This window comes from Dokdonella sp. (assembly GCF_036518555.1).
Taxonomy (GTDB): Bacteria; Pseudomonadota; Gammaproteobacteria; order Xanthomonadales; family Rhodanobacteraceae; genus Dokdonella_A.
The window spans coordinates 1-24,039 of record NZ_DATDMY010000107.1 but is presented as its reverse complement, the minus strand read 5'-3'; the positions used below and the strand labels follow the sequence as shown (position 1 = coordinate 24,039).

Sequence of the window (24,039 nt, the reverse complement as noted above, 5' to 3'; positions counted from 1 at the left end):
CCGAAGGTGATCGAGTTCAACGCGCGCCTCGGCGACCCGGAAACCCAGCCGATCATGCTGCGCCTTAAATCCGACCTCGTCGACCTCGTCGAGGATGCGCTCGACGGCCGCCTCGATCGCGCGCAGGCGAGCTGGGATCCGCGCCCTGCGCTCGGCGTCGTAGTCGCCGCGGCCGGCTACCCTGGCAAGGTGCGCAGCGGCGACGTCATCGAAGGGCTCGACGCGCCCGACGGCAGCGACGTCAAGGTGTTCCACGCGGGCACGGCACTCGCCGCGAACGGGGCCGTCGTCACAGCCGGCGGTCGCGTGCTCGCGGTATGCGCGGTCGGGGACGACCTCGGCGTCGCCCGCGAACGCGCTTACGCGCGCGTGCGCGCGATCCGCTTCGACGGCGCGTTCTGCCGACGCGACATCGGCCATCGCGCGCTGCGCCGCTGAGCGCCGAGCACGATCACGCGCGGTCAGCGCTTCGCCGGAGCGTCCGGCGCGAGGCGAAGCGGGTGGTAGACCGCGGCGCTCGCGGGCCACGGCCGGTCCGGCAGCTTGTGCGCCTGCAGCTGCTGCAGCACCTCGCGGTACGGCGTGAGCGCCGCCTTGAGGCCGTTGCGCACGAGCACGAACATCGCGGCCTGCTGGGTCTTCACCGCGTCGTCCCACTTGCCGTTCGCCGCGAGCGCGAGCGCGTAGGCTTCGCCGTTCGGCGCGCTCGGGTTTTCCGCATAGAGCTTCCTGCCGTACTCGAGCGCGCCGCGGCGTTCGCCCGCACTCGCCTGCGCGCACGTACTGGCGAGGCGCACGAACAGCTGCAGCACGAACTTGTTGTTGACGTCGGTCGCGAGCAGATCGCTCGAGTCGCGCAGGGCCGAGCCGCACTGGCCGGCGACGACGTCCGCGCCGACGAGCTGCATCCAGTGTTCGGCGTCGCGAAGATCCAGCTGCACGAGCGCGCGATACTGCACCGCCGCGTCGGCGGCGCGACCGGTACGCAGCAGCAGCGCGCCGAGCAGCGCGCGTACCTCGCCGAGCTTCGGGTCGAGCCGCACGGCTTCCTGGTACGCGCGCTGGGCGCCGGCGTCGTCGTTGCCCATTTCGAGCGCGACGCCCTTGCTGAGCTGCGCGAGCGCGCTGTTGCGGTCGGCCGCGATCGCCGCATCCGCGCGCGCGTTGGCCGCGGCGAGATTGCCGGCCGCGGCCTCCGCGCGCGCATACAGCGCGAGCAGCGTCGCATCCTTCGGGCTCGCCGCGACGGCGGCATCGAGCACCTTGCGCGCGGCATCGTACTGGTGCAGCGCGAGCAGCGCGGGAACGTCGCCGATGCCCTTCGGCGCAGCAGCCGCACCGGTGCCGGTCACCGCGGTGCCCGCGCGACCAAGCAGGCCGTCACCGAGCGGATCGGCGAGCACGGGAGGCACGTTGCCGGCCTTCGCACGCGCGTCGGCGGCGGCCTGCGCATTGCCCGCCCCTGCCTGCGCTTCGGCCAGCGTCGCGTACAGCGCGGTCGCCTTCGGATCGATCGCGAGCGCGCGCTGCGTCTGTTCGATCGCCTCCGCGTAGCGCTTCTGCTTCAGCGCGATCTCGCCGAGCATCGCGTACGGCACCGCCTGGTCGGTGTGCTTGGCGACATAGTCGGCGAGCAGCTTGCGCGCGCCGTCGAGATCACCGTTGTCCATCTTGCCGCGCGCGACCGTGGCGCGGATCGGCAGGTACTCCGGGTTGAGCTGCAGGGCGATGTCGAAGTAGTTCTGCGCGACCCCGGCCTGCTTCTGCGATCGCGCGAGCACGCCCTGCACGTAGACCCAACGGCCGTCCTTCGGCGCGAGCAGGCTCGCGTCCTCGAGCGCGATCGTTGCCGCATCGACGAAGCCGTTGCGCGCATACGCCGCGCCGAGGATCGCGTACGCCTCGGCGAGCGGTTCGCCGACGAGCGCGATCTTGCTCTTCTCGAACGTCTCGCGCGTCTTGCGCAGTTCGTCGGCCTGCGCGGGCGGCAGCCGCGACAGGTCGGGCGTCGGCACCGGCTTGACCAGGGCTTCGGCATGCAGGTGGGTCGAGCCGAACGCGACGGCGACGGCGAGAGCGAGCGGAGCGAGGGTACGCAGGAACATCGGCTTGGGGGTTCGAGGGACGAGCCGCCGAGTTTACCGCCTCGCCGCGCGGCCCGCCGAGACCCCGCGTGCGCCGCGAAGTTCCCGCCCGGCGCGCCCGGGCATCGCGAACGGACGCGCCGCACGGTGCTCCGCGCCGCGCCGCCGAGGCGGCCGGCCGGCACGATCGGCGGCTCGATCCTGCTACATTCGGGCGACTTCCAACGCAGGCCAGCCATGAGCGGATCCAGCCAGTTCCGGTTGCTCGGCACGCGCCGTTTCGCGCCGTTCTTCGCGACCCAGGCGCTCGGTGCGTTCAACGACAATGCATTCCGCAACGCGCTCGTCGTGCTGGTCGGCTACCACATGGGTCTGGACGAGCACGCGGTCGGCTTCTACTCGAACATCGCACCGGCGTTGTTCATCCTGCCGTTCTTCCTGTTCTCGGCGAGCGCGGGCCAGCTCGCCGAAAAGTACGAGAAGGCGCGCATCATCCGCTGGGTGAAACTGTTCGAGATCGCCGCGATGACGCTCGCGGCGGCGGGCTTCTGGCTGCAGAGCATCCCGCTGCTGCTGTCGGTGCTGTTCCTCATGGGCCTGCATTCGACCGTGTTCGGCCCGATCAAGTACGCGATCCTGCCGCAGGCCCTGCGCACGGACGAACTCGTCGGCGGCAACGGCCTCGTCGAGATGGGCACCTCGCTCGCGGTGCTCGTCGGCATGATCGCGGGCGGCGTCGCGATGAGCAGCGGCCCGCTGCCGGCGTCGCTGCTCGTGATCGCGATCGCAATCGCCGGCTGGCTCACGAGCCGCGCGATCCCGCCGGCCCCGGCGACGGCGCCCGATCTGCGCTTCAACTGGAATCCGCTCACCGAGACGTGGCGCGTGCTCGGCTTCGTGGCGAAGAACCGTACCGTGTTCAATTCCGTGCTCGGCATTTCCTGGTTCTGGTTCTTCGGCGGCGTGTTCACGATGCAGCTGCCCAACTACACGAAGCTGTTCCTCGGCGGCACCGAATCGGTGCAGATCCTCGTGCTCGCGCTGTTCTCGATCGGCGTCGGCATCGGCTCGCTTCTGTGCGAGAGGCTGTCGGGCCACAAGGTGGAGATCGGCCTCGTGCCGTTCGGCTCGATCGGCCTGACCGTGTTCGGCCTCGACCTCTATTTCGCGCGCCCCGCCGCGACCACGTTGCACGACCTGTCGGCGCTCGCGTTCCTCGCCGCGCCGGGCGGCTGGCGCATCACGCTCGATTTCGTCCTCGTCGGCCTGTTCGCGGGCTTCTACATCGTGCCGCTGTTCGCGCTCGTGCAGAGCCGCGCCGAACGCAGCGAGCTGTCGCGCGTGATCGCCGGCAACAACATCCTCAACGCGCTGTTCATCGTCGGCGCGGCCGCGTTCGGGCTCGGCCTTTCCGCGGCCGGCCTTTCGATCCCGCAGATCCTGCTCGCCACCGCGGTGCTCAACGCGCTCGTCGCGATCTACATCTACACGCTCGTACCCGAATTCCTGATGCGGTTCCTGTCCTGGATCCTCGTCAACACCCTCTATCGGATCGAGGTCGAGGGTACCGCGCGCATTCCCGATGAGGGCGCCGCGCTGCTCGTCTGCAACCACGTGAGCTTCATGGACGCGCTCATCATCGGCGGCAGCGTGCGCCGCCCCGTGCGCTTCGTGATGTACCACAGGATCTTCGACATCCCGGTGCTGAACTTCATCTTCCGCACCGCCAAGGCGATCCCGATCGCCGGGCGCAAGGAGAATCCCGCGCTGCTCGAGCGCGCCTTCGACGAGATCGATCGCGCGCTCGCCGACGGCGAACTCGTCTGCGTCTTCCCGGAAGGCGGACTCACGCGCGACGGCGCGATCGACACGTTCCGCCCCGGCGTCGAGCAGATCCTCGCGCGCCGCGCGGTGCCGGTCGTGCCGCTCGCGTTGCGCGGGCTGTGGGGCTCGGTGTTCAGCCGGCGCGACAGCGCGCTCGGACGCGCGCGCCTGCCGCGGCGCTTCCGTGCGCGCATCGGCCTCGTCGCCGGCGTGCCGCTGCCCGCGGTCGAGGCGAACGCGCCCGTGCTCGAGCAGCGCGTGCGCGAGCTGCGCGGAACCGACGCTTGACGCGACAGCGCCTGCTCCTGCTCAGCGTCTCCGCGGGTGCCGGCCACGTGCGCGCCGCCGAGGCGCTGCGCGCGGCCGCAGCGGAGTTCGACGTCGAGGTGCTGCACCTGGACGTCATGCAGCACGTACCGCGTGCGTTCCGCACGCTCTACACCGACCTCTACCTCAAGCTCGTCGAACACTCGCCGTCGACCTGGGCGATGCTCTACCGGATCATGGACCGGACGCCGCCGAGCGCGCCGGCCGCGCGCCTGCGCCGTGCGATCGAGCGTCTCAACACGCGCGACCTGCGCCGGGAGATCGCGCGCTTCGCGCCCGACGCGGTCGTCTGCACGCACTTCCTGCCCGCGGAACTGCTCGCGCGCGAGCGCAGCCGCGGCCGGCTCACCTGCCCCGTGCATGTCGTCGTCACGGATTTCGACCTGCACGGCATGTGGGTCGTGCCCGACATGGCCGGCTGGTTCGCGGCGAGCGACGAGGTCGCGTTCCGCATGCGCGCGCGCGGCCTCGACGCCGAGCGCATCCACGTCACCGGCATCCCGATCATGCCCGCGTTCGCGCAGGCGCACGATCGCGCCGCGTGCGCGGCCGGGTTCGGCATCGATCCGGCGCGCCGCGCGATCCTGCTCATGGGCGGCGGGGCCGGCCTCGGTGGGCTCGACGAGGTCGCTGCGCGGCTGCTCGCGCTCGACGCGGACGTCCAGCTCGTCGCGCTCGCCGGCCGCAACGCGAAGGCGCTCGCGCAGTTGCAGTCGCTTGCCGCGCATCATCCGCAGCGCCTCATCGCGCAGGGTTTCACCGACCAGGTCGATCGCCTTATGCACGCGTGCGACCTCGTCATCACCAAGCCGGGCGGCCTCACCACGTCCGAATGCCTCGCGCTCGGCAAGCCGATGATCGTGCACGCGCCGATCCCCGGCCAGGAAGAGCGCAACTGCGATTACTTGCTCGAGCAGGGCGCCGCGCTGAAGGCGGTCGATGCGATCGCGCTCGACTACCGCGTGCGCGACCTCGTCGGGGACCCGGCGCGACTCGCCGCACTCGCCGCACGCGCTGGAGCCCTCGGGCGGCCACACGCCGCGCGGGACGTGCTGGCGCACGTGCTGGGCGGTTGACCAGCCGCGCACCTCATTCCTCGTAGGGTGGGACGCAGCGGCACGAATGCACACCACGGATACGACAACGCACGATCGCGAGTCCCACCGTGTTCGACGCAGCGGCTTGTCGAAGAGCATCGCGGCTGAAGCCGCTCCTGCAGAACAACGAAAACACGCCGCTGGAGGAGCGACTTCAGTCGCGATGCCCTTTCGTGGACCGTCGGACAACGATCGCGCTCCGTCGAATCCGGTGGGACTCGCGGTCGTGCGCCTCGCCATCCATCGACGCGTTCGCGCCGCTGCGTCCCACCCTACGCCGATCGCGACCCACGCTCCGAATGGCTCGCTAGCTCCGCTTGGCTTCTGCGCGCAGGAGCGCGCCGCTCCTCGGGTCCCCGTCGGCGGCGGTGAACGACGGGCGGATCAGTCCGAAGGGGCGCGTGCATGGATGCACGCGCGTTCGCCGTCGGCGCAGGAAGCGCCGTCGGCGAACCCCGACCGTCGTTCACGCACCCGCCGGGCAGGATGCCCGGAGGGCGCTGCTGTCGGGGTGCCCTTCTCTTTGGTCACTTTCTCTTGGGCAATCACTGCGCCGCAGGAGCGGCGCGAACAGCGGAGCTGGCCCGAAGGGCGGAGCGCAGGATGCCCGGAGTCACAGAAAGTGACCGGCCCGCAGGGATGCGGGACGAGCACGCAGGGATGCGGGTCAGTCCTCGCGAAAGAAGCCGCGCCTTTTCCTCGAGAACAGAATGAAACCGCGCGTGCGGCAAATGCGAAGAACCGCACACACCCGTCAATGCGTGAGCACGATCAACGCCGCCAACGCGATCAGCGCGAGCCAGCCGATCAGGATGCGGCGCAGCAGGCGCTGCGCATCCGCGAGTTCGACCAACGGGTTGCTGACGTCGCTCGCATAGCCGTCGCCCGCCTCGACGTCCGCGTCGATGCCGGCCTTGGCGAGCGCGCCGAGGAAACCGAGGTCGAGCGTGAAGTAGCCCTTGCCGTGCGCGGTGTGATAGTCGCGCCAGGTCTTGACGACCGCGTCGAAGTCCGACACGAGCGCCAGCGTGAGCGCGACGAGATGCGCAGGCGCCCAGTCGAGGATGCGTGCGGTGCGTTCGAGCAGTTCGCGCTGCGTCGCCTCCACGCCGTCGGAGAACGCGGGATGGCGCGCGAGCAACTGCACGACGCGGTAACCGAGCGCGCCGGCCGGACCGAGCACGACGAACCAGAACAGCACGCCGAACCAGCGCGACAGCGCTGCGGTGAACGTCGCTTCGACCAGCGGCGCGGCGTCGAACGGCAGCGGCGCGCCCGCTTGGTCGGCACGCAGCGCCTGCACCGCGGCGAGGCGCCGGTCGCTGTCGGGCGCCTTCAGTACCGCGTCGATGTCCGCATCGAGATCGCGCGGCCCCCAGCAGTAGAACAGCACGACCACCGCGAAGGCGAACCCAGGCAGGCCGAACAGGACCTGGCCGAGGACGAACTGGATCAGCTCGCACAACCCGAACAGCAGCAGCGGTAGCCAGGCCGCGGCGAAGCGCGGCCGGGCCGCATCGCCGCTCGCGCGCGTCCATTGCGCGAGCCAGACCCGCAACCAGGAGAAGTCACGCCAGCGCGCGAAGTCCGGCAAGGCGTAGCCGGCCGCGAGGACGAGCAGGACGGCGAGCAGGGTCTGGGCCATGGTCGATCGGATGCGCGACGGAGCGTTGACGCATTCTAGCGGACGCGCGCGCGCAACAGCGCACCGCGGCACGGCGCGCGACTAGGCGCGCGGCTTCGACCACGGTTCGTCGCCGAGCACGTCGGCAAGCTCCACGCCGCCGCGCTCGCGCAGCCAGTGCGCGATCAGCTCGTGAGAGACGGACAAGCGAGGCGGCAGCACGAGCGTGCGGGCGGCGAGCCCGTCGACGATCTCGCCGACGCTGAACCAGCGCGCGTCGCCGAGTTCCTCGCCGACGCGGATCGACGGATCGATCGCCTCGGCGGTGAAGCCGAGCATGAGCGAGGACGGGAACGGCCACGGCTGCGAGGAATGGTAGGCGCACGCGCCGACGCGCACGCCCGCTTCCTCGTACACCTCGCGCCTGACCGCATCCTCGAGCGACTCGCCCGGCTCGATGAAGCCGGCGAGCGTCGACCAGCGGTGTTCGGGCCATGCCGCCTGGCGCCCGAGCAGGCAGCGGTCCTGCCAGCTCACGATCACGATCATCGCGGGATCGACGCGCGGGAAATGTTCGATCCCGCACGCGGCGTTCGTGCACTTGCCGCGATGGCCGAGGGCGACGAGTTCGAGCGCCGCGCCGCAGGCGCTGCACCACCGCGTGCGCGCCTGCCAGTGCGCGATCGCGCGCGCATAGGCGAACAGGCCGCTCTGGAACGCGGGCAGGCGCGTACCCGCGCTGCGCAGGTCGATCCAGGCGCCACCGAGGGCGTCGGCGATGCGCACGTCGTCGCCGGCGTCGGCGACGATCCCGAACAGCGGCCCGCGCTCGTCGTGCCCGAGGTAGGTCGCCGGCGCGCGCGCGAGGCACGCGTCGCGCTCGCCGCCGTCGAGCAGGCGCAACGCGCCGTGTTGCGGCGCGAACAGTGCGGGACGCCCGCCTGACGCGTCGGCGCCGAGGACGAGGAAGCGCGCATTCGGATCGGCGCACTGGGCGGCGGCCCACGGCGCGTCGTCGCGTCGCTCCGCGTTGCGGTCGAGGCCGAGCCCCGCGAAAATGTTGGTGCGTTCGCTCATGCGACGCGCGCGCCGCCGGCGCGGCCGAGGTTCAGACAGTGAACGAGGAGCCGCATCCGCAGGTCGTCTTCGCATTGGGATTGCGGATCACGAACTGCGCCCCGGTCAGCGATTCGGCGTAGTCGATCTCGGCGCCCGCGAGGTACTGCAGGCTCAGTGGATCGACGAGCAGGGTCACGCCGTCCTTGTCGACCGCGAGGTCGTCGTCGGCCCGCGCTTCGTCGAACGTGAAGCCGTACTGGAAGCCCGAACAGCCGCCCCCGCTGATGTAGACGCGCAGCTTGAGCTCGGGGTTGCCTTCCTCGGCGATGAGCTCGCGCACCTTGCCCGCGGCGGCCGTGGTGAACAGCAGCGGCGCCGGGCCTGCGTCGAGGTAACTCGGAATGTTCGTGTCGTTCATGGGCTCTGCGGCGTCGATCGCGCTGCCAAGATCGGAGCGCCGGCGGGGTATTTCAAGCGTGCGCCGGCTCGGCGCCGGTGTCGACGTCCTCGGCGAGCCCTGGCGAAAGCAGGCGGCGCTGCGGCTCGGCCTGGTAGAGCATCTGGCCGTTGACCTGCGCGCCGGCAGCCATTTCGAGCACCTTGTAATGCACGTTGCCGGTGATGCGCGCATTACCCGCGAGCTCGAGCCGTGCGGCCGCGAAAATGTCGCCGTTGACGGTGCCGTTGACGACCGCGTTCGACACGCGAACCTCGCCGGTGATGCGCCCCTTGTCGCTGAGCGTGAGCACCGCATCGTCGCCCTCGGCAGAAATCGAGCCTTCGACCACGCCCTCCAGGTGCAGGCCGCCGCTGAAATGGACGTCGCCGCGTATGGTCGTGCCCGCCGCGATCAGCGTGCTGATCGCCGCCATCGCACGGTCGTTGCGCTTGTCACTGCGGAACATTGTCGTCCTCCTCGCCCTTGACGGCGTCCTTCCAGGAAAACTCCTGCTCGACGCGACCGCCCTCGCCGTCGGCACGAACGACGACGCGATTGGCGGCGAATCCAGCGGGGAGCATGATGGTACCGCCGACCTGCTGAAAATACTTGAAGCGGTACTCGATTCCTGACGCGTCCTGCCCTTGGCTCAGCGCCGGCCAGTCGAGCGTGCGCAGCTTGCCGTCGGCGACGCCCTCGATCGTGAGCGTGAGCCGCCCCTTGATGTCCTCGCCGCGCTTGAAGTTCTGGGTCAAGGTTGCATTGAAGTTCCATGCCTGCGACCCCGCGATCGGCGCGATGCGCAGCGCGTGCACGGCCAGGCCCTCGCGCTTGCCGCCGCCGACGAGGCGGCCGTAGAAGGCGAGGTCGGCGCGCAGTCCGTCGACCTCTTCCTCGCGGTCGCGCAGGGTTTGCTGCACGTCGCCGAGCGCGGCCTTGGCGACCTGTTCGGAGCGCGCGAGCATCGCGACGCGCGCCTTCAGCGCTTCGATCTCCTTCTGCGCTTCGGCGAACTCTGCGGAATGGGTCGCCCCCGGCGCGCGCGCGACGAACGTCGCCACCAGGCCCGCGACGATCAGCAGCGAACCGAGCCATACCGCGGCGAGCAATGCGCGCGTGCGGCGCTGCCGGACGGGATCGTGCCGGCGGATGACGAGGGACGGGATCGGGGCCATGACGCGATTCGGCCGCGCACGCTGCGCGAGGTGCACGCTTATATGTCGTGCCCGCGTGCCGGGTCAAGGAAGGCGGCCCGCGCCGTGCGCCGAACCGTGCGCACGCGGCGCGCCGTACAATCGCCGCTTTGCGGACGGGATCGCGCCATGCTCTGGCTGAAGGCGTTCCACATCATCTTCGTCGTGACCTGGTTCGCGGGCCTGTTCTACCTGCCGCGCCTGTTCGTCTACCACGCCGAGGCGACCGAGGCCGTCGTGCGCGAGCGGCTCAAGGTGATGGAGCGGCGCCTGCTCGGCATCACCCATGTCGGCGGCGCGCTCGCGCTCCTGTTCGGCACGCTCACGCTCGTCGCGTTCGCGCAGTCGAGCACGGCCTACCTGCAGCAGGGCTGGTTGCACGCGAAGCTCGCGCTCGTCGCGCTGCTCATCGTTTACCACGCCTCGCTCGCGCGCATGGTCGGCACGTTCGCGCGCGACGACAACCGGCGATCGAGCCGCTGGCTGCGCATCTTCAACGAAGTGCCCGCGTTGCTGCTGATCGCGATCGTGCTGCTCGTGGTGGTCAAGCCCGGTTGAGGCCGCGGGCCGCTGGTATGATCGCCCCTGCACCGATCGGGGGACGAGCATCGGCCATGACGGCGAACGACCCTGCAATGCGGTTTCCGCGCCGCCTCTGGGCGCAGCAGCTCGCGCCGCGCATCGAACGCCTGCGCCGGCGCGGCGAGCAGTTGCGCGCCGCGTGGGACCTCAACCTGCTGCACGCGCTCGCGGACGATGCCGGGCGCGTCGCGCTCGCCTGCCGCGAGCTCGGCCATGCGCCGCTCGCCGACATGCTGGACGAACTTCACGCGACCTGCATCGGCCTGCTCGATCCGCCGCGCCTTCCCGACCGCGCGAGTCGCGCGCGGCTGGACGGCCTCATCGGCCGGCTCGATGCGCCGTCGCCGCCGCCCGGTGCGGCGCACGAGTCTCCGCTCGTCGCCGGCGCGACGCGCGAGAACGGCTTCCCGCTGCTCGTCATGCCGCCGCCCGAGTACTGGACGCGCTTCGCCGCGATGCCCGCGCGCGCGGACGCAGCGGCGCAAGCCGCACCCGGGGCCGGTACCGGCGCATCGCCGGCGAGCTTCGGTCCGCGCGGAGGCACCGCCTGTTCGCGCGACCAGCTGCTGCGAGAAGTGTCCGAGCGCCTCGCACGCGACGACGCCGCGATCCTTGCCGGCGGCCTGTTCGTGCTGGCCTCGTCCGATCCGGGCGATCCCGCCACGACGGCGGCGCGCACGTCCGAAACGCTGCGCGCGCTCTGTGCGCACGCACGCGCGGGCGATCGGGTCGCGAGCGACGGGGGCGACCGCTACCTCGTGTTCGATCGCGATCTGCCGGGCGACTCACTCGAAGCCGAGGCCATGCGCCTGCGCGCGGCGCTCGCGCGCAGCGGCAATTTCGACGTCGGCGTCTGCCCGTTCCTGCGCGGCGCGCGCACCGCACGCGCGATGTACGACGCTGCGCGCGAACTCGTCGCCGGCCTGCACGCGCAAGGCGCGCACGGGGTGGCGGTCGCGCGCGATCTCGACGCGACGCACGGCGGCGACCTCGCCGCGCACGTGCGTCGGGCGCTCGCGGGGACGGGCTTCGAGCTGGTATTCCAGCCGATCGTCTCCCTGCGCGGCGAAGAGGGTGCGCAGTTCCAGGCACTGCTGCGGCTGCGTGGCGCGGACGGTCGCGTGCATGCGGCGTCCGAGATCGTGCCGGCCGCGCGCGACGCCGGCTTGATCGGTGCCGTCGATCGCTGGGTGCTCGCGCATTGCGTCGAGCGCGTGGCCGCGCGCCGGTCCGGTCCGGTGCAGCTGTTCGTGAGCCAGTCGATCGCGAGCCTGCGCGATCCGCAATCGATGGCTGCGCTTGCCGAGTCGCTCGCGCGACACGGCGTCGACGCGCGTTCGATCGTCGTCGAGCTGCGTTCGGCCGACGCGATCGAGGCCCCTGCGGAGGCGCAGCGTTGCGCGGATGCGCTGCAGGGGCTCGGCGCGCGATTGTCGCTGTCGGGGTTCGACGAGGACCTCGCCGACGTGCACCCGCTGCCGGTGCTGCCGGCGGATTTCGTCAAGCTCGCGCGGCCGCCGGTGCTCGACGACGAGGCGCAGCGCGATGCGTTCGTCGTACGGCTCGATCGCCTGCACGAGCGCGGCGTGCGCGTGATCGCGCCGCTCGTCGAGGACGCACGCGGCATCGCCGCACTCGTGCGCGCGGGCGTCGACCTCATCCAGGGCAATTTCGTGCAGGCCGCCGACAGCGACCTCGCGTTCGACTTCGAAGGCGCGCGCATGTAGCACGCGCTGCCGAGCGCGGCTGCGCTCCGCGCAGGCGGCTCAGCCGCCGATCTTGGTCTGCAGGTATGGATTCTCACCGAGCTTGGCGATGAGCCCGAGCTGCGTCTCGAGCCAGTCGATGTGCTCTTCCTCGGATTCGAGGATGTCCTCGAACAGTTCGCGGCTGACGTAGTCGCCGAGCGCCTCGCACTCGACGATCGCGGCCTTGAGGTCGGGCACCGCCTGCATCTCGAGCTGAAGGTCGCACGACAGCACTTCCTTCGGCGACTCGCCGATCAGCAGCTTGCCGAGCGCCTGCAGGTTGGGCAGGCCTTCGAGGAACAGGATGCGCTCGATCAGGCGATCGGCGTGCTTCATCTCGTCGATCGATTCCTTGTACTCGTGCTCGGCGAGTTCCTTGAAACCCCAGTTGCGGTACATGCGCGCGTGCAGGAAATACTGGTTGATCGCGGTCAGCTCGTTGAACAGCACCTTGTTGAGATGGCCGATGATCTTCGCGTTCCCTTTCATTGCACGGTCTCCGTCACGGGCGGTGCCGCGCGGGCGCGCGGCGTAACGGGACGACTATAGCGCGCGCGGACGCGCACGCGATGGAACGAAAATCGCACGCATTCCGTGCGCCGCCGCGCGCGCGGCGTCACGCCGCCGCGGCGATGAGCGGCAGGTCGAGCGTGCGCGCGCGCGCTTCGTGGAAGATCTGGCTCGCGAGCGCTTCGCAATTGCCGCAGCAGTCCGAGCAACCGGTGCGGCGACGCAGCTCGGCGAACGTCTGCACACCGTTGTCGGCGGCTTCGCGGATCGCACGGTCGGTCACGGCATTGCAGATGCAGACGTACATGGTGGCACCCGGAATCAGGATGCCACTATTTGAATGTAAATGAGAATGATTGTCAACTACCGGCCAGCAGGCGCCAAGGCGCGCCGGGTTCAGGTGCCGACGAGTTCGGCGAGCCAGCGCTGCTCGCGCAGCGTCACGCGGCAACTGTCCTCGGCCAGGCCTACCAGATGGCGCAATGCCTGCTCGTAGACGCGTCGCTTGAACGTGACGACATGCGCGGCGGGGTACCAGAAATCGACCCAGCGCCAATGGTCGAATTCCGGCTTGTCGGTCGCGTCGAGCCGCACGGCCGATTCCTCGCCGACGAGGCGCAACAGGAACCACACCTGCTTCTGGCCGATGCAGACCGGACGGTCGTGGCGGCGCACGAGGCGCGGCGGCAGGCGGTAGCGCAGCCAGCCGGGTGTCGAGCCGAGCACTTCGACATGCTGCGGCAGCAGGCCGGTTTCCTCGCCGAGTTCGCGAAACATCGCTTCGATCGGCGTCTCGTCGCTGCGCATCCCGCCCTGCGGGAACTGCCAGCCGTCGCGGCCAATGCGACGCGCCCAGAACACGTGCCCGTGGGCGTTCAGGAGGATGATGCCGACATTCGGTCGGTAGCCATCGGGGTCGATCATGGTTGATGGCCGATAACGTACATGCGAGCGATTCTTCCACACGCCTCGCGCACGCGGCAAGGCGAACCGGCGTCGCGACGCTTGACAGGCCGCGCCGAGGCACTAGAATCGCACGCCCTTCCGCGCGTGCCGCGCACGCGCCGCCGTTGGCTATGTAGCTCAGCCGGTTAGAGCACAGCACTCATAATGCTGGGGTCGGTGGTTCGAGTCCACCCATAGCCACCACCTCCCTCACGAACGCACTCACCCGATCCGGGATCCCGCGTCCCCATGCGGACCCGCAGGCGTTGGCGCTACCGGCCTCCCCCGCCGGGGTGAAGACTCGAGAACACGATCGGTCCGGGACTCCGATGGCTCGTTGCAGCCGTCGGCCCCACCGTGTTGCCGGCGAAGAACCCGAACCCGGGAAGTGTCGGTCGCGCCTGGCGCACGCGCGTGCAATGGCGCACTCACGCGCCGGCTTGCGACACCGACGGCGAGCGATGCGCGGCGCGCGAAGGCTCCCCATGCGCATTCGAACGATCTGCGCGGGTTCGGCGCGTGCGCGTCGCGCGCAGGCTGCGTCTTGGACGCGACGGTTACCGCGCGAGCCGCTGCGACACCCGCCGCACCGTCCGGCGAGGGCCTAGTGCGTCTCCGAGGAGCGCCTCATGGATGCGGCCATTCGTCGGGCCGCGTCGTAGAAATCGGGTGGATTCGTTCTTCTCCATATTTCATCCATGCTCACTCCGGGGTGGCACAGGTCATAGGCTTGGCAGGCCGCCCATGCATAGAAGCCATCGCTCTCACACCCGCCGCCGAGTTCGCACGCAATCATGTCCACGGCGAGCAGCCGGATCTGCGGCAGTTGCCTGAACAGATAGGTTCCCTGAACGACCTCCTGCCCATCCGTCCATGCCCCGTCGCCCGCGTTCGAGAGGAACACGGCCGCATTGCGGATCGCGGCGGCGGACTCGGAGTTTCGGACGAGATCGAGAGCCATCGCGACCGCGCGTTCCGTGTCGTCGTCCTCCGCCACCTGTTGTGACGTATTCAAATCGTTCGACGGATCGAGATCGAGCATTTCGCCGGCGACGGTCCCGACCGTCTCCCCGTTCCAACCGACGCAGAACCGCTTCCTGTATGCCTTGTATGCGTCGAATGACGCCTCTGCCGCGCTCGCTCCGCCATTGCGCTTCTTCCACCGGGCGAACCGCTCGTCGAGTTCGCGGTCCGTCATGTCGCACAACGTCGCCGCATCCATCTTGGCTTTGAGCGCGTCGGCTCCATTCCTTGCGGCGTTCACTCTCTGGATCAACTCGCCGAAGTTCCGGGTGCCGTCGAAGTAGCGCGGTTCGGACTCCTCGCGCGGGGGCGCGCCGGGCCTCCCGGGCACTTCGGTGGCGCTGCTCTTCCGCGCAGGATCGACTGCGCCCGCGACAGCTGCCGGCGATCGCTCGCGAATGGGAGCGGCGGGGCTGCCAGTGATGGCGCGCGGATAGCCGTAGACGAACAGACCGGTGACAACAACGACGACGCCGACGAGCGCTGCGAGCACACCAACCCGCATTCGAATCCCTCCTCCACGAGCATCCCCGACGACGATGATCGGGCTGCGCCCAGGGACGGTCAACGATCGGCACCATGTGTCGTCGGCGACGCAAGCGGCCACGTCCAATTCGGGCCTGCCGCTCGCGGTGCGGCGCTTGGGCACTCGATGACGCGTCGAGCTACGCGCTCAAGGCCCGATCGTCCTCGGTGTGTCTCCGGCTGAAGTGCTCCAGCAGCGCCGCGAGGGTGACGACGTCCTGCCGATTGTGCTCGGCGACGCGCTTCAACGGATGCGCGGATCGGCCGCGGAGAAAGGCGAGCCATGCCGCCGGAGCCTCGGAACCGGGAAGGTCGTTCTCGCGCACGATGCCGAGGAGCTCGCGCTCGACGGTCTTCAGGCGGCAGTCCGACCACTGGCCGCGGTACGCGCGCCGCACGGGATGCAGCAGATCGACATGCTGGAGGGCGTCGAACGGATGCGTATGGCGGTGCATGCGGTACCGTCCCTTGAGCAGGGGCGCGTCGTAACTGCGGCCGTTGTAGCTGACGAGGATCGCGTCCGGCGCGAGCCACGAGGCGAACAGGCGCAGCATGTCCGATTCGCCGGCGAGCGCGGACAGATAGAGCTGGCGCACGTGCAGGCTGTCGCCACGCCATTGCGCGAGGCCGATCATGAATGCCTTGGTGCCGACGCCGCCTGCGAGCCCGGTCGTTTCCGTGTCGAAGCACGCGACGCGCTCGCGATGGACGTGGAGCGGGTCGCTGCCGCCCGGCAGCGCGAGGTCGCGAGGTCCATCCCAGGGAATCCGCTGCTCGACGAGATGCAGTCCGTTCGCGACCTGCGCGCCGACCGGTGCGGCGAGCGCCTCGCGCGCGAGCCCCGCGCTGCGATCGCGGGCGCCGATCAGGCGCCGAAGCGCCTGCCGCACGTCGGAGTCCGGCTCGCCGCGCGGACCCGGCCGGCCCGCCTGGCGCTGCAACGCCCTCAGCCGATCGACGATCGTCATGCGAGGTTCTCCAGCACCTGCAGGGCCAGCGCTTTCACCGATCGCCCGCTCGCTTCCTCGGCGGCGAGCACGGGGCCGACGCATGCAGGGCAGCCGATCGCGCAGTCGCATTCCGAGACGAGCGCATACGCGTCGGCGATCAGCTGCGCACTGCGACGGAACAGCGGCTCGCTCAGGCCGATGCCGCCGGGGTAGTTGTCGTAGAGGTAGAGGGTCGGGTTGAAGTCGACCGACGGCGCTCGCCCGGTTCCGGCGACGCGTGCGTTCCGCTGGCTCGGCACGCGCGCGGTGGCATCGCCCGAGCCGACCGACTTCTGCAGATCCTGCGCCTCCGCCATGACCGCGACCACCGCGGCCGTGTGCAGCGCGTATGCCGCGCCGAGGAATCCGTCCAGCGCCGCGTCGCGCGAGGCGAATGATGCATCGAGCACCGCCTGCGGCAGCTGCCACCAGACTGCAGTGGTCTGCAGTTCCTGGTCCGGCAGTACGACGGGGCCGTAGCCGATGTTCTCGTGCGTGTAGAAGCGGATCTTCTTGTAGCCCGACACGCGCCTCACGACGTGGACTTCGCCGTGGTGGCACGTGCCCTGCCCCGACGTGCAGCCATCGAAGCGCTCGAGTTCCTTGAGCTTCGTGTAGTCGATCGCGTCGGTGTAGTAGTCGACCGACGTCTTCGTCACGAACGCCTTGCGACCGTCCCAATCGAGCTTCTCCACCTGGTACGGCGCGGACTGGACCATGTAGATCGCGCCCTCGTAGAGCGTCAGCGCGGCGGCCGAGTAGTCGACCTCGCCGATGATCGCCTGGCGTCCGTTCGTGCGGTCGACGACGACGAAGTTGCCGTCGGCGACCGCGCGCAGGCTCACGGCCTGCGCGGGGTAGCTGTCGGCGATCCAGTCCCAGCGGTCGGCCTCGGCGTGCACGACCTCCGCCTCGGCGAGCACCTCGAGGAAGTCGGCCGCGTCGCGTTCGCCGAAGCGGTCGCCGCGCGCGAACGGCAGCTCGAATGCCGCGCAACGAATGTGATCGAGCAGGATCAGCAGCTGGTCGGGCGCGATGCGCGCGGTCTCCGGCGGCGCGTGCTCGAAGAACTCCGGATGGCGGATCACGTACTGGTCGAGCGCATGACTCGATGCGACGAGCACGCCCAAAGACGGCTTCTGCCGCCGACCGGCCCGTCCGAGGCGCTGCCACGTCGCCGCGATCGAGCCCGGATAGCCGTTGAGGATCGCGACATCGAGCGAGCCGATGTCGACGCCGAGTTCCAGCGCGGACGTGCTGACCACGCCATCGAGCGTGCCGTCCCGCAACGCGCGCTCGGTCGCGCGCCGCTCGGTGGGGAGGTATCCGCCACGATAGGCGCGGATGCGTTCGGGCTTGCGCGGATCGGGGTCGAACACGTCCTTGAGGTACTTCGTGAGCACCTCGACCATGAGGCGCGACTGCGCGAACACGATCGTCTTGAGGCGCGACCGGATCGCATGGCGCGCGATGCGACTCGACTGCGACCTCGCCGAGGCGCGCATGCCGAGGTCCGGATTGACGACCGGCGGGTTCCACAGGATGACGTGGCGTTCGCCCCGCGGCGCACCGCTCTCGGTGATCGCCACCACGTCGTCGCCGATGAGCGCCTCGGCGTGCTCCCTGGGATTGCCGATCGTCGCCGAGCACAGGATGAACTGCGGCGCGACGCCGTAGAACGCGCAGATCCGCTTGAGTCGCCGCAGCACGTTGGCGACGTGCGAGCCGAACACGCCGCGATAGGTGTGCAGCTCGTCGATGACGACGTAGCGCAGGTTCTCGAAGAATTGCGCCCATTTCGTGTGGTGCGGCAGGATCGCCTGATGCAGCATGTCCGGGTTCGACACGACGATGTCGCCATGGACGCGGATCGCCTGCCGCGCATCCGCGGGCGTGTCGCCGTCGAACGTGTACGCACGCAGGCCGAGGTTGCCCGCGCGGTTGAGTTCGAGCATCTCGGCGACCTGGTCCTGCGCGAGCGCCTTGGTGGGGAACAGGTAGAGCGACTTCGCGCGATCGCGATGCGCCGCGTCCATCGCCGGCAGGTGGTAGCAGATCGACTTGCCCGACGCCGTGGGCGTCACGACGACGACATGCGCACCCGCGTGGACCGCGTCCCACGCGTCCGCCTGGTGCGAATAGAGGCGTTCGATGCCGCGCGACGCGAGCGCACGCACGAGGCCGGGCGCGACGTTCGCCGGCATCGGCCGGTAGACGCCAGCCTGTGCGGGAAGCCGGAAGGTGCCGGTGATGCGGTCCGCGTACTTGTCCGCGAGGCGCCGGACGAGACCGTCCGCGGAACGGGTCTGGAGGTCGGCTTCCTGCGCCGCCCTGATCGCGATGTCCGACACGGTAGCCTCCCGGAAAAGGCGCCAGCAGATGAAACCGCCGTCTCACCTCGTGAGATGCGTGCTGTCTCTCGCACGCGCGGGGCCGCGACGACGGCAGCGGCCTCGTCGCCCCGTGTCGCGGGCTCCCGTTGCGGAGCGGGCGATCCGGGCTCTCGAGCCGCTCGTCGGATGCCCACGGCCCTGCCGTCGACGCCGTCACGGGTGCTTGCCGTCGTTCGATCGCGTGCCGCAGACTCCGCCGCGCGCGGCACGCGGCCGCGACTCATCCGGGGGAGAATGCGATGGCGCGTTACCAGGACGCCCAGGGGCGTTGGCAGATCGAGAAGGTCGTGCGCGACGTCGTGATCGTCGCGGTGGTGGGCCTGGTGCTGTCCGCGTTCTGGCCGTTCCGCCAGGTGCCGACCGGCTCGCGCGGCGTACTGACCCAGTTCGGCGCGATCCGCGGCATCGAGAACGAAGGCCTCGCGGTCGTGATGCCGTGGCAACGGCTCGCGCTGTTCAGCATCCGTGCGGAGCAGGCGCAGATCGACAACGCCGACGGCAGCACGAGCGACCAGCAGCCGGTCAAGGTGAGCCTGACCGTCCGCTACAGCATCATCACCGACCGCGTCGCCGAGGTGTACGAGAAGTACAGCCATGACGGCGACCTCTCCTCCTACGTGCAGACCGCGACGCAGGAAGTGTTCAAGGCGGTGACCGCGAAGTACAACGCGCCCGACCTCATCGCCAAGCGTTCGCAGGTGTCGTCCGACATCAACGCCGCGCTCAAGCAGAAGCTCGAGGTGTACGGCGCGCAGGTCATCAACATCGACATGCGCAACTTCGCGTTCTCGCCCGAGTACATGGCCGCGATCAACGAGAAGGTGACGCAGGAACAGCTGCGCCTCGCCGCGGAAAACAAGGTGAAGACGGTCGAGGCGGAGCAGAAGCAGAAAGTCGCGGTCGCCGAAGCGGAAGCGAACGCCCTGAAGGCGAAGGCCGACGGCGAAGCGTACGCGACGATCAAGGCCGCGAACGCACAGGCGGACGCGTTGCGCGTGCAGAACGACGCGCTCGCGAAGAGCAAGGAAGTGCTCGAGCTGCGCCGCATCGAGGTCGAGCGCGTCAAGGCGGAGCGCTGGGACGGCAAGCTGCCCGAAGCGATCTACGCGGGCACGCCGATCCCGTTCTTCACGCCCTCGCAGAAGGCCGAATGACGCCGCGGGAAACCCGCCATTTTCCCGCGCGCGATGCACGTCGCGGCGCACAAATGGCCTGTTTCTAGGCATTCTTGCGCGCACGCGCCAAAAAACGGATACGCTAGGCCCAGCGGCGCGTGCACAGCGCCGCGCTACCCCCACGGAGAAACGAAAACCATGGCTACATCCAAGAAGCCGGCCGCCGGCAAGAAGAGCGCGTCGAAGCCGATTACCGAACCGCTGAGCAAGTCGGGCCTGGTCGCGCACCTGGCCGAGCAGAGCGGCGTCGAGACCAAGGGTGTCCGCGCCGTGCTCGCCTCGCTCGAGCAGACGGTCGCCAATTCGCTGCACAAGAAGGGCGCCGGCGTGTTCACGCTGCCGGGCCTGCTGAAGATCACCTCCGTCTCGGTCGCCGCCAAGCCGAAGCGCAAGGGCATCGACCCGTTCACGAAGGAAGAGCGCTGGTTCGCGGCCAAGCCGGCCAGCGTCAAGGTCAAGGTGCGCGCGCTGAAGAAGCTCAAGGACGCCGCGCAGTAAGCCGTCCGCTGCACCGCTGCACCCGCCGCCGGCCGCGTGCCGGCGGCGTCGTTTCCGGGCCCGGTCCGCGAACCCGCGCGCGTCAGTCGGTCCCCGCGAGCGGGCCTTGCGCACCGAAGTCGCCGACGCGTCCGAGATTGACCTGATACGGCGTCGACAGCGCGATATCCTCCGCGCGCAAGCGCGCGAGGATGTCGAGCAGCAGATCGCTGCGGACCTGGCCCGACTGGCGCGGATTGGCGATGAAGCCGACCACGACGAACATGAGGCTGCCGTTCTCGATGCTCTCGAGCAGTACGTTCGGCGGCGGCTGGCGCAGCACCCCCGGGTGCGCCGCGAACGCGGCCTTGATGATGTCGACCACGCGCGCCGGATCGCTGTCGAGCGGCAGCGGCACGCGGAAGCGCACGCGCCCCTCGGCGTTCGCGAGCGTCACGTTGCGCACGCTCTTGGTGATGAGCTCGGAGTTGGGCACGATGACGGTCGAACGGTCGCCCATCTGGATCTCGGTCGCGCGCACGTTGATGCGGCGGATGTCGCCCTCGGCGTCGCCGAGCACGACCCAGTCGCCGACCTTGACCGGGCGCTCGACGAGCAGGATCAGGCCCGATACGAAGTTCTGCACGATCGCCTGCAGGCCGAAGCCGATGCCGACCGAGAGCGCGCTCGCGACCCACGCGATGCGGTCGAGGCCGAGGCCGAGAGCGGACAGCGCGAAGGCGACGACGACGACGATGCCCGCGGTGCCGAGCAGCGTGGTCACCGACGTGCGCATGCCCGGATCGAGCCGCGTCGTCGGCAGGTAACTGTCGTGCAGCCAACGCTGCAGTGCGCGGATCGCGGCGATGCCGAGCGCAAGAACCGCGAGCGCGCCGAACACCGCGACCGGCGTGACTTCGATCTGGCCGATCTTCATACCCGCCGCCGCACGGCCGAGTTGCGACAGCAGGTCGGCCGGCTCGGTACCGAACGGTGCGAGTGCCGCGAGCAGCGCGAGCACGAGCGCCAGTACGCGGAACAACCCCGAAGCCAGCACCGCGATCTGGTCGAGCACGCGCTGGTCGAGGCCGAACGTGCGACGCGCCCAGTTGGCCTGGGAGGACAACGCGGCCGCGAACAGGTCTTCGACGAGGTGCACGACGAGGTAGAACGTGACCGCGACGATGCCGAGGCCGATCATCTGGCGCGCGACCTGGTGCGCGAGCGCGACGTAGCCGGCCAGCGCGGCGACGAAGGCGAGCGCGACGCCGGCCCACAGCAGGGCGATGCAAAGGCCCGCCCACGCCGGACGTGCGCTTTTCTCCGCGTCGCCGTCGGGGGCGCGCGTGGCGCGCAACAATCCTGAGCCGATCAGCACGGCGTACACGAGCGCGATGACGAGGCTGCCCGCGATCGTCGCCGACAGGCTCGAGCCCGCGATCTCGTTGAAGTGCTTGAGCAGCACGCTGAACGCGACCGCGCCGCCGAGCAGCAATGGCCAGTGGCGCAGGCGCACGGCGACATCGTCGGAGATCGGCGGCACGCGCCACGACGGTCGCGCCGCGGCGAGCAGCGCGCGACCGAGGCCGGTCACGTAGCTGCCGAACACGACCGCGCTCACGACCGCGCGCGCGAGCGCGCGAGCGTCGTCGCCGAACACGCCGTGCCAGTCGAGCGCGAGCACGATCGCCTGCGCACCGAGGCCGGTCAGCAGCGTCGTCGCGACCACCGTCGCGAACGCGAGCGCGGAGCGGCGCAGGCGACCGTGCGGCATGCGGTCGGCGGTCCAGCGCATGAGCGCACGCTCGACCCACCAGCGCCCGAGCAGGATCAGCAGCAGGCCCAACGCGCCGCCGACGAGGCTCGCGACGCGATGCTCCGGCGCGAATGCGGCGAGGATCGCCGCGCCGGTCGCGACGAGCAGCGCGCGCGCGCCGGCGACGTCGCGGTCGAGATTGGTCGCGATTGCGCGCCAGAACGTCGGCGTCAGCGGCGAGGGCGTGCGCTGCGACAGGCGCGCCTGGAAGTTCGCGCGTCGCGCCTGCGCGATCTGCGCGACGACCTGGCCGCTGTCGACGATGAGCAGCTTCGCGCGCTTGATGTCGGCATCGAGGCCGGCGCGCTCCTTCTCGAGGTCGGCGCGCTGCGCGGCGATGTCGCGCGCCTCGCCGCCCTTCGGCGGCGCGGGCCCGAGCTGGTCGATGCGCGCGGCGATCGCATCGAACTTCGGCGCGAGATCGCCGAGCAGCGTGTTCGCGTGCGTGTCGACCGCGCCCATCTGGTCGCGCAGCTTCGACAGGGTCGCGTCGTCGACGTCGCCGCCGTCGAGCTGCTTGCGCGCGTCGGCGATGGCCTGGCGCGCCTCGTCGAGCAGCTTGCCCGTCTCGGGCGATTGGGCGACCGCGGACGACGCCGCGAGCACGAGCAGGAATGCGAGGAACAGGCGGCGGGCGAGGGTCATCGGCCGATGATCGAAGCGCGCCGGGCACGCCGTCAATGCGAACCGCACGCAGTGGTCGGTTGCGCTTCAGGCGCGGCCGGCCAGCGGCGCCGCAAATGCACCGCAGCGGCACGAGAACGTCGATGGATGGCGTGACGCACGACCGCGAGTCCCACCCTGCGCCGATTGCAACGCGCGCTCCGATGGCTTGCTTTGCTCGCTACTTTTACTTCACTCGGCTTTGCTCCGCTCGGCTTCTGCGCGCAGGAGCGCGCGCTTCTCAACAGGCCCCCTCGCGGCCCGGCGGGCGGGCGTAGGATCAGCCCGAAGGGGCGTGCGCATGGATGCGCACGCGTTCGTTGCCGACGCAGGGACGTGTCGTCGACGAACCCCGTAGCCCGCTCGCGCGGTCAGCGGGCAGGAAGCCCGCTGACCGGGCCGCCTGGGGTGGCGTTTCTCATGGTGACTTCTCTTTGGACAAGCAAAGAGAAGTCACCGGCCCGCAGGGATGCGGGACGAACTCACAGGGACGTGAGTGAGCGATGCGAAGGCAGCCGTGCCCGCTCTGGAAGAAGAATAATGAAGCGCACGGCACAAGCGCCCTCACCTTACCCTCCCCCGCAAGCGGGAGAGGGATTCATGGGCGGCGGCAACGCCGTCCCCACCACGAAATCACACCGTCAACGGATTCGGCTTGTCCGGATCGAGCCTGTACTGCTTGATCGCGCGCGCGACGTCCTCGGGGTTCATCTGGCCGTCCGCGGCGAGCGCGGCGATCGCCGCGTGCGCGATCCAGAAGCGGTCGACTTCGAAGAAGCCGCGCAGGTTCGCGCGCGTGTCGCTGCGGCCGAAGCCGTCGGTGCCGAGCACGACATAGCGCTTGCCAAGCGGCATGAACGCGCGGACCTGGTCGGCGTACTCGCGCACGTAGTCGGTCGCGGCGACCGCCGGACCCGGGCGCGACTCGAGGCACGCGGTCACGTGCGCCTTGCGCGGCTTCTTGTCCATCGGGTGCAGGCGGTTCCAGCGCTCGGCGTCGAAGCCGTCCTTGCGCAGTTCCGAGAAACTCGGGCACGACCAGATGTCGCTCGCGACCCCGAAGTCCTTCTCGAGCAGCTCGGCCGCGGCGATCACCTCGCGCAGGATCGTGCCGGAGCCGAGCAGCTGCACGCGCGGCTCGTTCTTCTTCGGTTTGCCGCCGTCCTTGAACAGGTACATGCCCTTGACGATGTCCGCCTCGACGCCGGCGGGCATGTCCGGATGCGCGTAGTTCTCGTTCATCACGGTGACGTAGTAGTAGACGTCTTGCTGCTCCTGCAGCATGCGCCGCGAGCCGTCCTGCAGGATCACCGCGACCTCGTACGAGAAGGTCGGATCGTAGGCGCGGCAGTTCGGGATCGCGCCCGCGAGCAGGTGCGAATGGCCGTCCTCGTGCTGCAGGCCCTCGCCGTTGAGCGTGGTGCGACCCGCGGTGCCGCCGACGAGGAAGCCGCGCGTGCGCATGTCGCCGGCGGCCCAGGCGAGGTCGCCGATGCGCTGGAAGCCGAACATCGAGTAGTAGATGTAGAACGGCAGCATCGGCACG

Annotated in this window: 21 protein-coding genes and 1 tRNA gene; 8 read left to right on the top strand and 14 right to left on the bottom strand. The window is 69.9% G+C overall.

Annotated elements, in window-relative coordinates:
* The coding region (locus VI238_RS06630; RefSeq protein WP_331649719.1) for a phosphoribosylglycinamide synthetase C domain-containing protein at positions 1–438 on the top strand (438 nt) is incomplete at its 5' end.
* 23 nt (positions 439–461) lie between these two features.
* On the opposite strand, the gene VI238_RS06625 is transcribed toward VI238_RS06630, so the two are convergent.
* The gene (locus VI238_RS06625) at positions 462–2,105 is read right to left on the bottom strand and encodes a tetratricopeptide repeat protein (RefSeq protein ID WP_331649717.1); all 1,644 of its coding nucleotides are present in this window, start codon (positions 2,103–2,105) and stop codon (positions 462–464) included.
* 216 nt (positions 2,106–2,321) lie between these two features.
* Between VI238_RS06625 and VI238_RS06620 the strand changes: the two genes are divergently transcribed.
* Both VI238_RS06620 and VI238_RS06615 read left to right on the top strand, forming a co-directional pair.
* Positions 2,322–4,196, top strand: coding sequence for an MFS transporter (locus tag VI238_RS06620; RefSeq protein ID WP_331649715.1), 1,875 nt, complete (start codon positions 2,322–2,324; stop codon positions 4,194–4,196).
* A complete protein-coding gene (locus VI238_RS06615; protein ID WP_331649713.1) occupies positions 4,193–5,311 on the top strand; it encodes an MGDG synthase family glycosyltransferase in 1,119 nt (372 codons plus the stop codon). Before VI238_RS06620 ends, VI238_RS06615 begins: the two co-directional genes overlap by 4 nt.
* Positions 5,312–6,086: 775 nt before the next feature.
* On the opposite strand, the gene VI238_RS06610 is transcribed toward VI238_RS06615, so the two are convergent.
* The 5 genes from VI238_RS06610 to VI238_RS06590 all read right to left on the bottom strand — a co-directional run bounded on the left by VI238_RS06610 (position 6,087) and on the right by VI238_RS06590 (position 9,629).
* The gene (locus VI238_RS06610) at positions 6,087–6,977 is read right to left on the bottom strand and encodes a regulatory signaling modulator protein AmpE (protein ID WP_331649711.1); all 891 of its coding nucleotides are present in this window, start codon (positions 6,975–6,977) and stop codon (positions 6,087–6,089) included.
* An 81-nt stretch (positions 6,978–7,058) separates the two neighbouring features.
* On the bottom strand, positions 7,059–8,033 hold the full coding sequence (nudC, locus tag VI238_RS06605; protein ID WP_331649709.1) for an NAD(+) diphosphatase: 975 nt from the start codon (positions 8,031–8,033) through the stop codon (positions 7,059–7,061).
* 31 nt (positions 8,034–8,064) lie between these two features.
* Positions 8,065–8,433: an iron-sulfur cluster insertion protein ErpA gene (erpA, locus tag VI238_RS06600; RefSeq protein ID WP_331649707.1), complete on the bottom strand. Its 369-nt coding sequence runs from the start codon at positions 8,431–8,433 to the stop codon at positions 8,065–8,067.
* A gap of 52 nt (positions 8,434–8,485) precedes the next feature.
* Positions 8,486–8,920: a polymer-forming cytoskeletal protein gene (locus tag VI238_RS06595; protein WP_331649705.1), complete on the bottom strand. Its 435-nt coding sequence runs from the start codon at positions 8,918–8,920 to the stop codon at positions 8,486–8,488.
* Positions 8,907–9,629, bottom strand: coding sequence for a DUF6776 family protein (locus tag VI238_RS06590; RefSeq protein ID WP_331649703.1), 723 nt, complete (start codon positions 9,627–9,629; stop codon positions 8,907–8,909). The genes VI238_RS06595 and VI238_RS06590 overlap by 14 nt, the downstream gene beginning before the upstream one ends.
* A gap of 147 nt (positions 9,630–9,776) precedes the next feature.
* On the opposite strand from VI238_RS06590, the gene hemJ reads away from it, so the two are divergent.
* Both hemJ and VI238_RS06580 read left to right on the top strand, forming a co-directional pair.
* Entirely contained in the window at positions 9,777–10,205 is a 429-nt protein-coding gene (hemJ, locus tag VI238_RS06585) for a protoporphyrinogen oxidase HemJ (protein ID WP_331649701.1), read from the top strand.
* 56 nt (positions 10,206–10,261) lie between these two features.
* Positions 10,262–11,956 (top strand): EAL domain-containing protein, encoded by a 1,695-nt coding sequence (locus tag VI238_RS06580; protein ID WP_331649699.1) that lies wholly within the window; start codon positions 10,262–10,264, stop codon positions 11,954–11,956.
* A 39-nt stretch (positions 11,957–11,995) separates the two neighbouring features.
* Here VI238_RS06580 and bfr read toward each other — a convergent pair whose 3' ends face one another.
* From bfr to VI238_RS06565, 3 genes are all read right to left on the bottom strand, one after another.
* Positions 11,996–12,466: a bacterioferritin gene (gene bfr, locus VI238_RS06575; protein WP_331649697.1), complete on the bottom strand. Its 471-nt coding sequence runs from the start codon at positions 12,464–12,466 to the stop codon at positions 11,996–11,998.
* Positions 12,467–12,593: 127 nt separating this feature from the next.
* A complete protein-coding gene (locus tag VI238_RS06570; RefSeq protein WP_331649695.1) occupies positions 12,594–12,794 on the bottom strand; it encodes a (2Fe-2S)-binding protein in 201 nt (66 codons plus the stop codon).
* Between the two features lie 89 nt (positions 12,795–12,883).
* Positions 12,884–13,411: an RNA pyrophosphohydrolase gene (locus VI238_RS06565; protein WP_331649694.1), complete on the bottom strand. Its 528-nt coding sequence runs from the start codon at positions 13,409–13,411 to the stop codon at positions 12,884–12,886.
* A 148-nt stretch (positions 13,412–13,559) separates the two neighbouring features.
* Here VI238_RS06565 and VI238_RS06560 point away from each other — a divergent pair.
* Positions 13,560–13,636 (top strand) — tRNA-Met (locus tag VI238_RS06560).
* A 400-nt stretch (positions 13,637–14,036) separates the two neighbouring features.
* Here VI238_RS06560 and VI238_RS06555 read toward each other — a convergent pair.
* Genes VI238_RS06555 through VI238_RS06545 form a run of 3 tightly spaced genes read right to left on the bottom strand, consistent with a single transcriptional unit; the run spans position 14,037 to position 18,305 of the window.
* Positions 14,037–15,104, bottom strand: coding sequence for a hypothetical protein (locus tag VI238_RS06555; RefSeq protein WP_331649692.1), 1,068 nt, complete (start codon positions 15,102–15,104; stop codon positions 14,037–14,039).
* A gap of 16 nt (positions 15,105–15,120) precedes the next feature.
* Positions 15,121–15,948 carry a ribonuclease H-like domain-containing protein gene (locus VI238_RS06550; protein ID WP_331649690.1) on the bottom strand — a complete coding sequence of 276 codons (828 nt, stop codon included), beginning with the start codon at positions 15,946–15,948 and terminating at the stop codon, positions 15,121–15,123.
* A complete protein-coding gene (locus tag VI238_RS06545) occupies positions 15,945–18,305 on the bottom strand; it encodes a DEAD/DEAH box helicase (RefSeq protein WP_414650032.1) in 2,361 nt (786 codons plus the stop codon). Before VI238_RS06545 ends, VI238_RS06550 begins: the two co-directional genes overlap by 4 nt.
* Before the next feature lie 296 nt (positions 18,306–18,601).
* On the opposite strand from VI238_RS06545, the gene VI238_RS06540 reads away from it, so the two are divergent.
* Together VI238_RS06540 and VI238_RS06535 are read left to right on the top strand one after the other, a co-directional pair.
* Positions 18,602–19,516 (top strand): prohibitin family protein, encoded by a 915-nt coding sequence (locus VI238_RS06540; protein ID WP_331649688.1) that lies wholly within the window; start codon positions 18,602–18,604, stop codon positions 19,514–19,516.
* A 159-nt stretch (positions 19,517–19,675) separates the two neighbouring features.
* Entirely contained in the window at positions 19,676–20,035 is a 360-nt protein-coding gene (locus tag VI238_RS06535) for an HU family DNA-binding protein (protein ID WP_331649686.1), read from the top strand.
* An 82-nt stretch (positions 20,036–20,117) separates the two neighbouring features.
* Here the strand turns inward: VI238_RS06535 and VI238_RS06530 are convergent, their stop codons facing one another.
* Positions 20,118–22,475, bottom strand: a complete 2,358-nt coding sequence (locus VI238_RS06530) for a DUF3772 domain-containing protein (protein WP_331649684.1) — start codon at positions 22,473–22,475, stop codon at positions 20,118–20,120.
* 651 nt (positions 22,476–23,126) lie between these two features.
* A partial coding sequence (locus tag VI238_RS06525) for a transketolase-like TK C-terminal-containing protein (RefSeq protein WP_414650031.1) occupies positions 23,127–24,039 on the bottom strand: 913 nt, incomplete at its 5' end.

Coding starts and splice junctions, on each gene's coding strand:
- VI238_RS06625 (WP_331649717.1), bottom strand. CDS start 2,105: ATGTTCCTGCGTACCCTCGCTCCGCTCGCTCTCGCCGTCGCCGTCGCG.
- VI238_RS06620 (WP_331649715.1), top strand. CDS start 2,322: ATGAGCGGATCCAGCCAGTTCCGGTTGCTCGGCACGCGCCGTTTCGCG.
- VI238_RS06610 (WP_331649711.1), bottom strand. CDS start 6,977: ATGGCCCAGACCCTGCTCGCCGTCCTGCTCGTCCTCGCGGCCGGCTAC.
- nudC (WP_331649709.1), bottom strand. CDS start 8,033: ATGAGCGAACGCACCAACATTTTCGCGGGGCTCGGCCTCGACCGCAAC.
- erpA (WP_331649707.1), bottom strand. CDS start 8,433: ATGAACGACACGAACATTCCGAGTTACCTCGACGCAGGCCCGGCGCCG.
- VI238_RS06595 (WP_331649705.1), bottom strand. CDS start 8,920: ATGTTCCGCAGTGACAAGCGCAACGACCGTGCGATGGCGGCGATCAGC.
- VI238_RS06590 (WP_331649703.1), bottom strand. CDS start 9,629: ATGGCCCCGATCCCGTCCCTCGTCATCCGCCGGCACGATCCCGTCCGG.
- hemJ (WP_331649701.1), top strand. CDS start 9,777: ATGCTCTGGCTGAAGGCGTTCCACATCATCTTCGTCGTGACCTGGTTC.
- VI238_RS06580 (WP_331649699.1), top strand. CDS start 10,262: ATGACGGCGAACGACCCTGCAATGCGGTTTCCGCGCCGCCTCTGGGCG.
- bfr (WP_331649697.1), bottom strand. CDS start 12,466: ATGAAAGGGAACGCGAAGATCATCGGCCATCTCAACAAGGTGCTGTTC.
- VI238_RS06570 (WP_331649695.1), bottom strand. CDS start 12,794: ATGTACGTCTGCATCTGCAATGCCGTGACCGACCGTGCGATCCGCGAA.
- VI238_RS06565 (WP_331649694.1), bottom strand. CDS start 13,411: ATGATCGACCCCGATGGCTACCGACCGAATGTCGGCATCATCCTCCTG.
- VI238_RS06550 (WP_331649690.1), bottom strand. CDS start 15,948: ATGACGATCGTCGATCGGCTGAGGGCGTTGCAGCGCCAGGCGGGCCGG.
- VI238_RS06540 (WP_331649688.1), top strand. CDS start 18,602: ATGGCGCGTTACCAGGACGCCCAGGGGCGTTGGCAGATCGAGAAGGTC.
- VI238_RS06535 (WP_331649686.1), top strand. CDS start 19,676: ATGGCTACATCCAAGAAGCCGGCCGCCGGCAAGAAGAGCGCGTCGAAG.
- VI238_RS06530 (WP_331649684.1), bottom strand. CDS start 22,475: ATGACCCTCGCCCGCCGCCTGTTCCTCGCATTCCTGCTCGTGCTCGCG.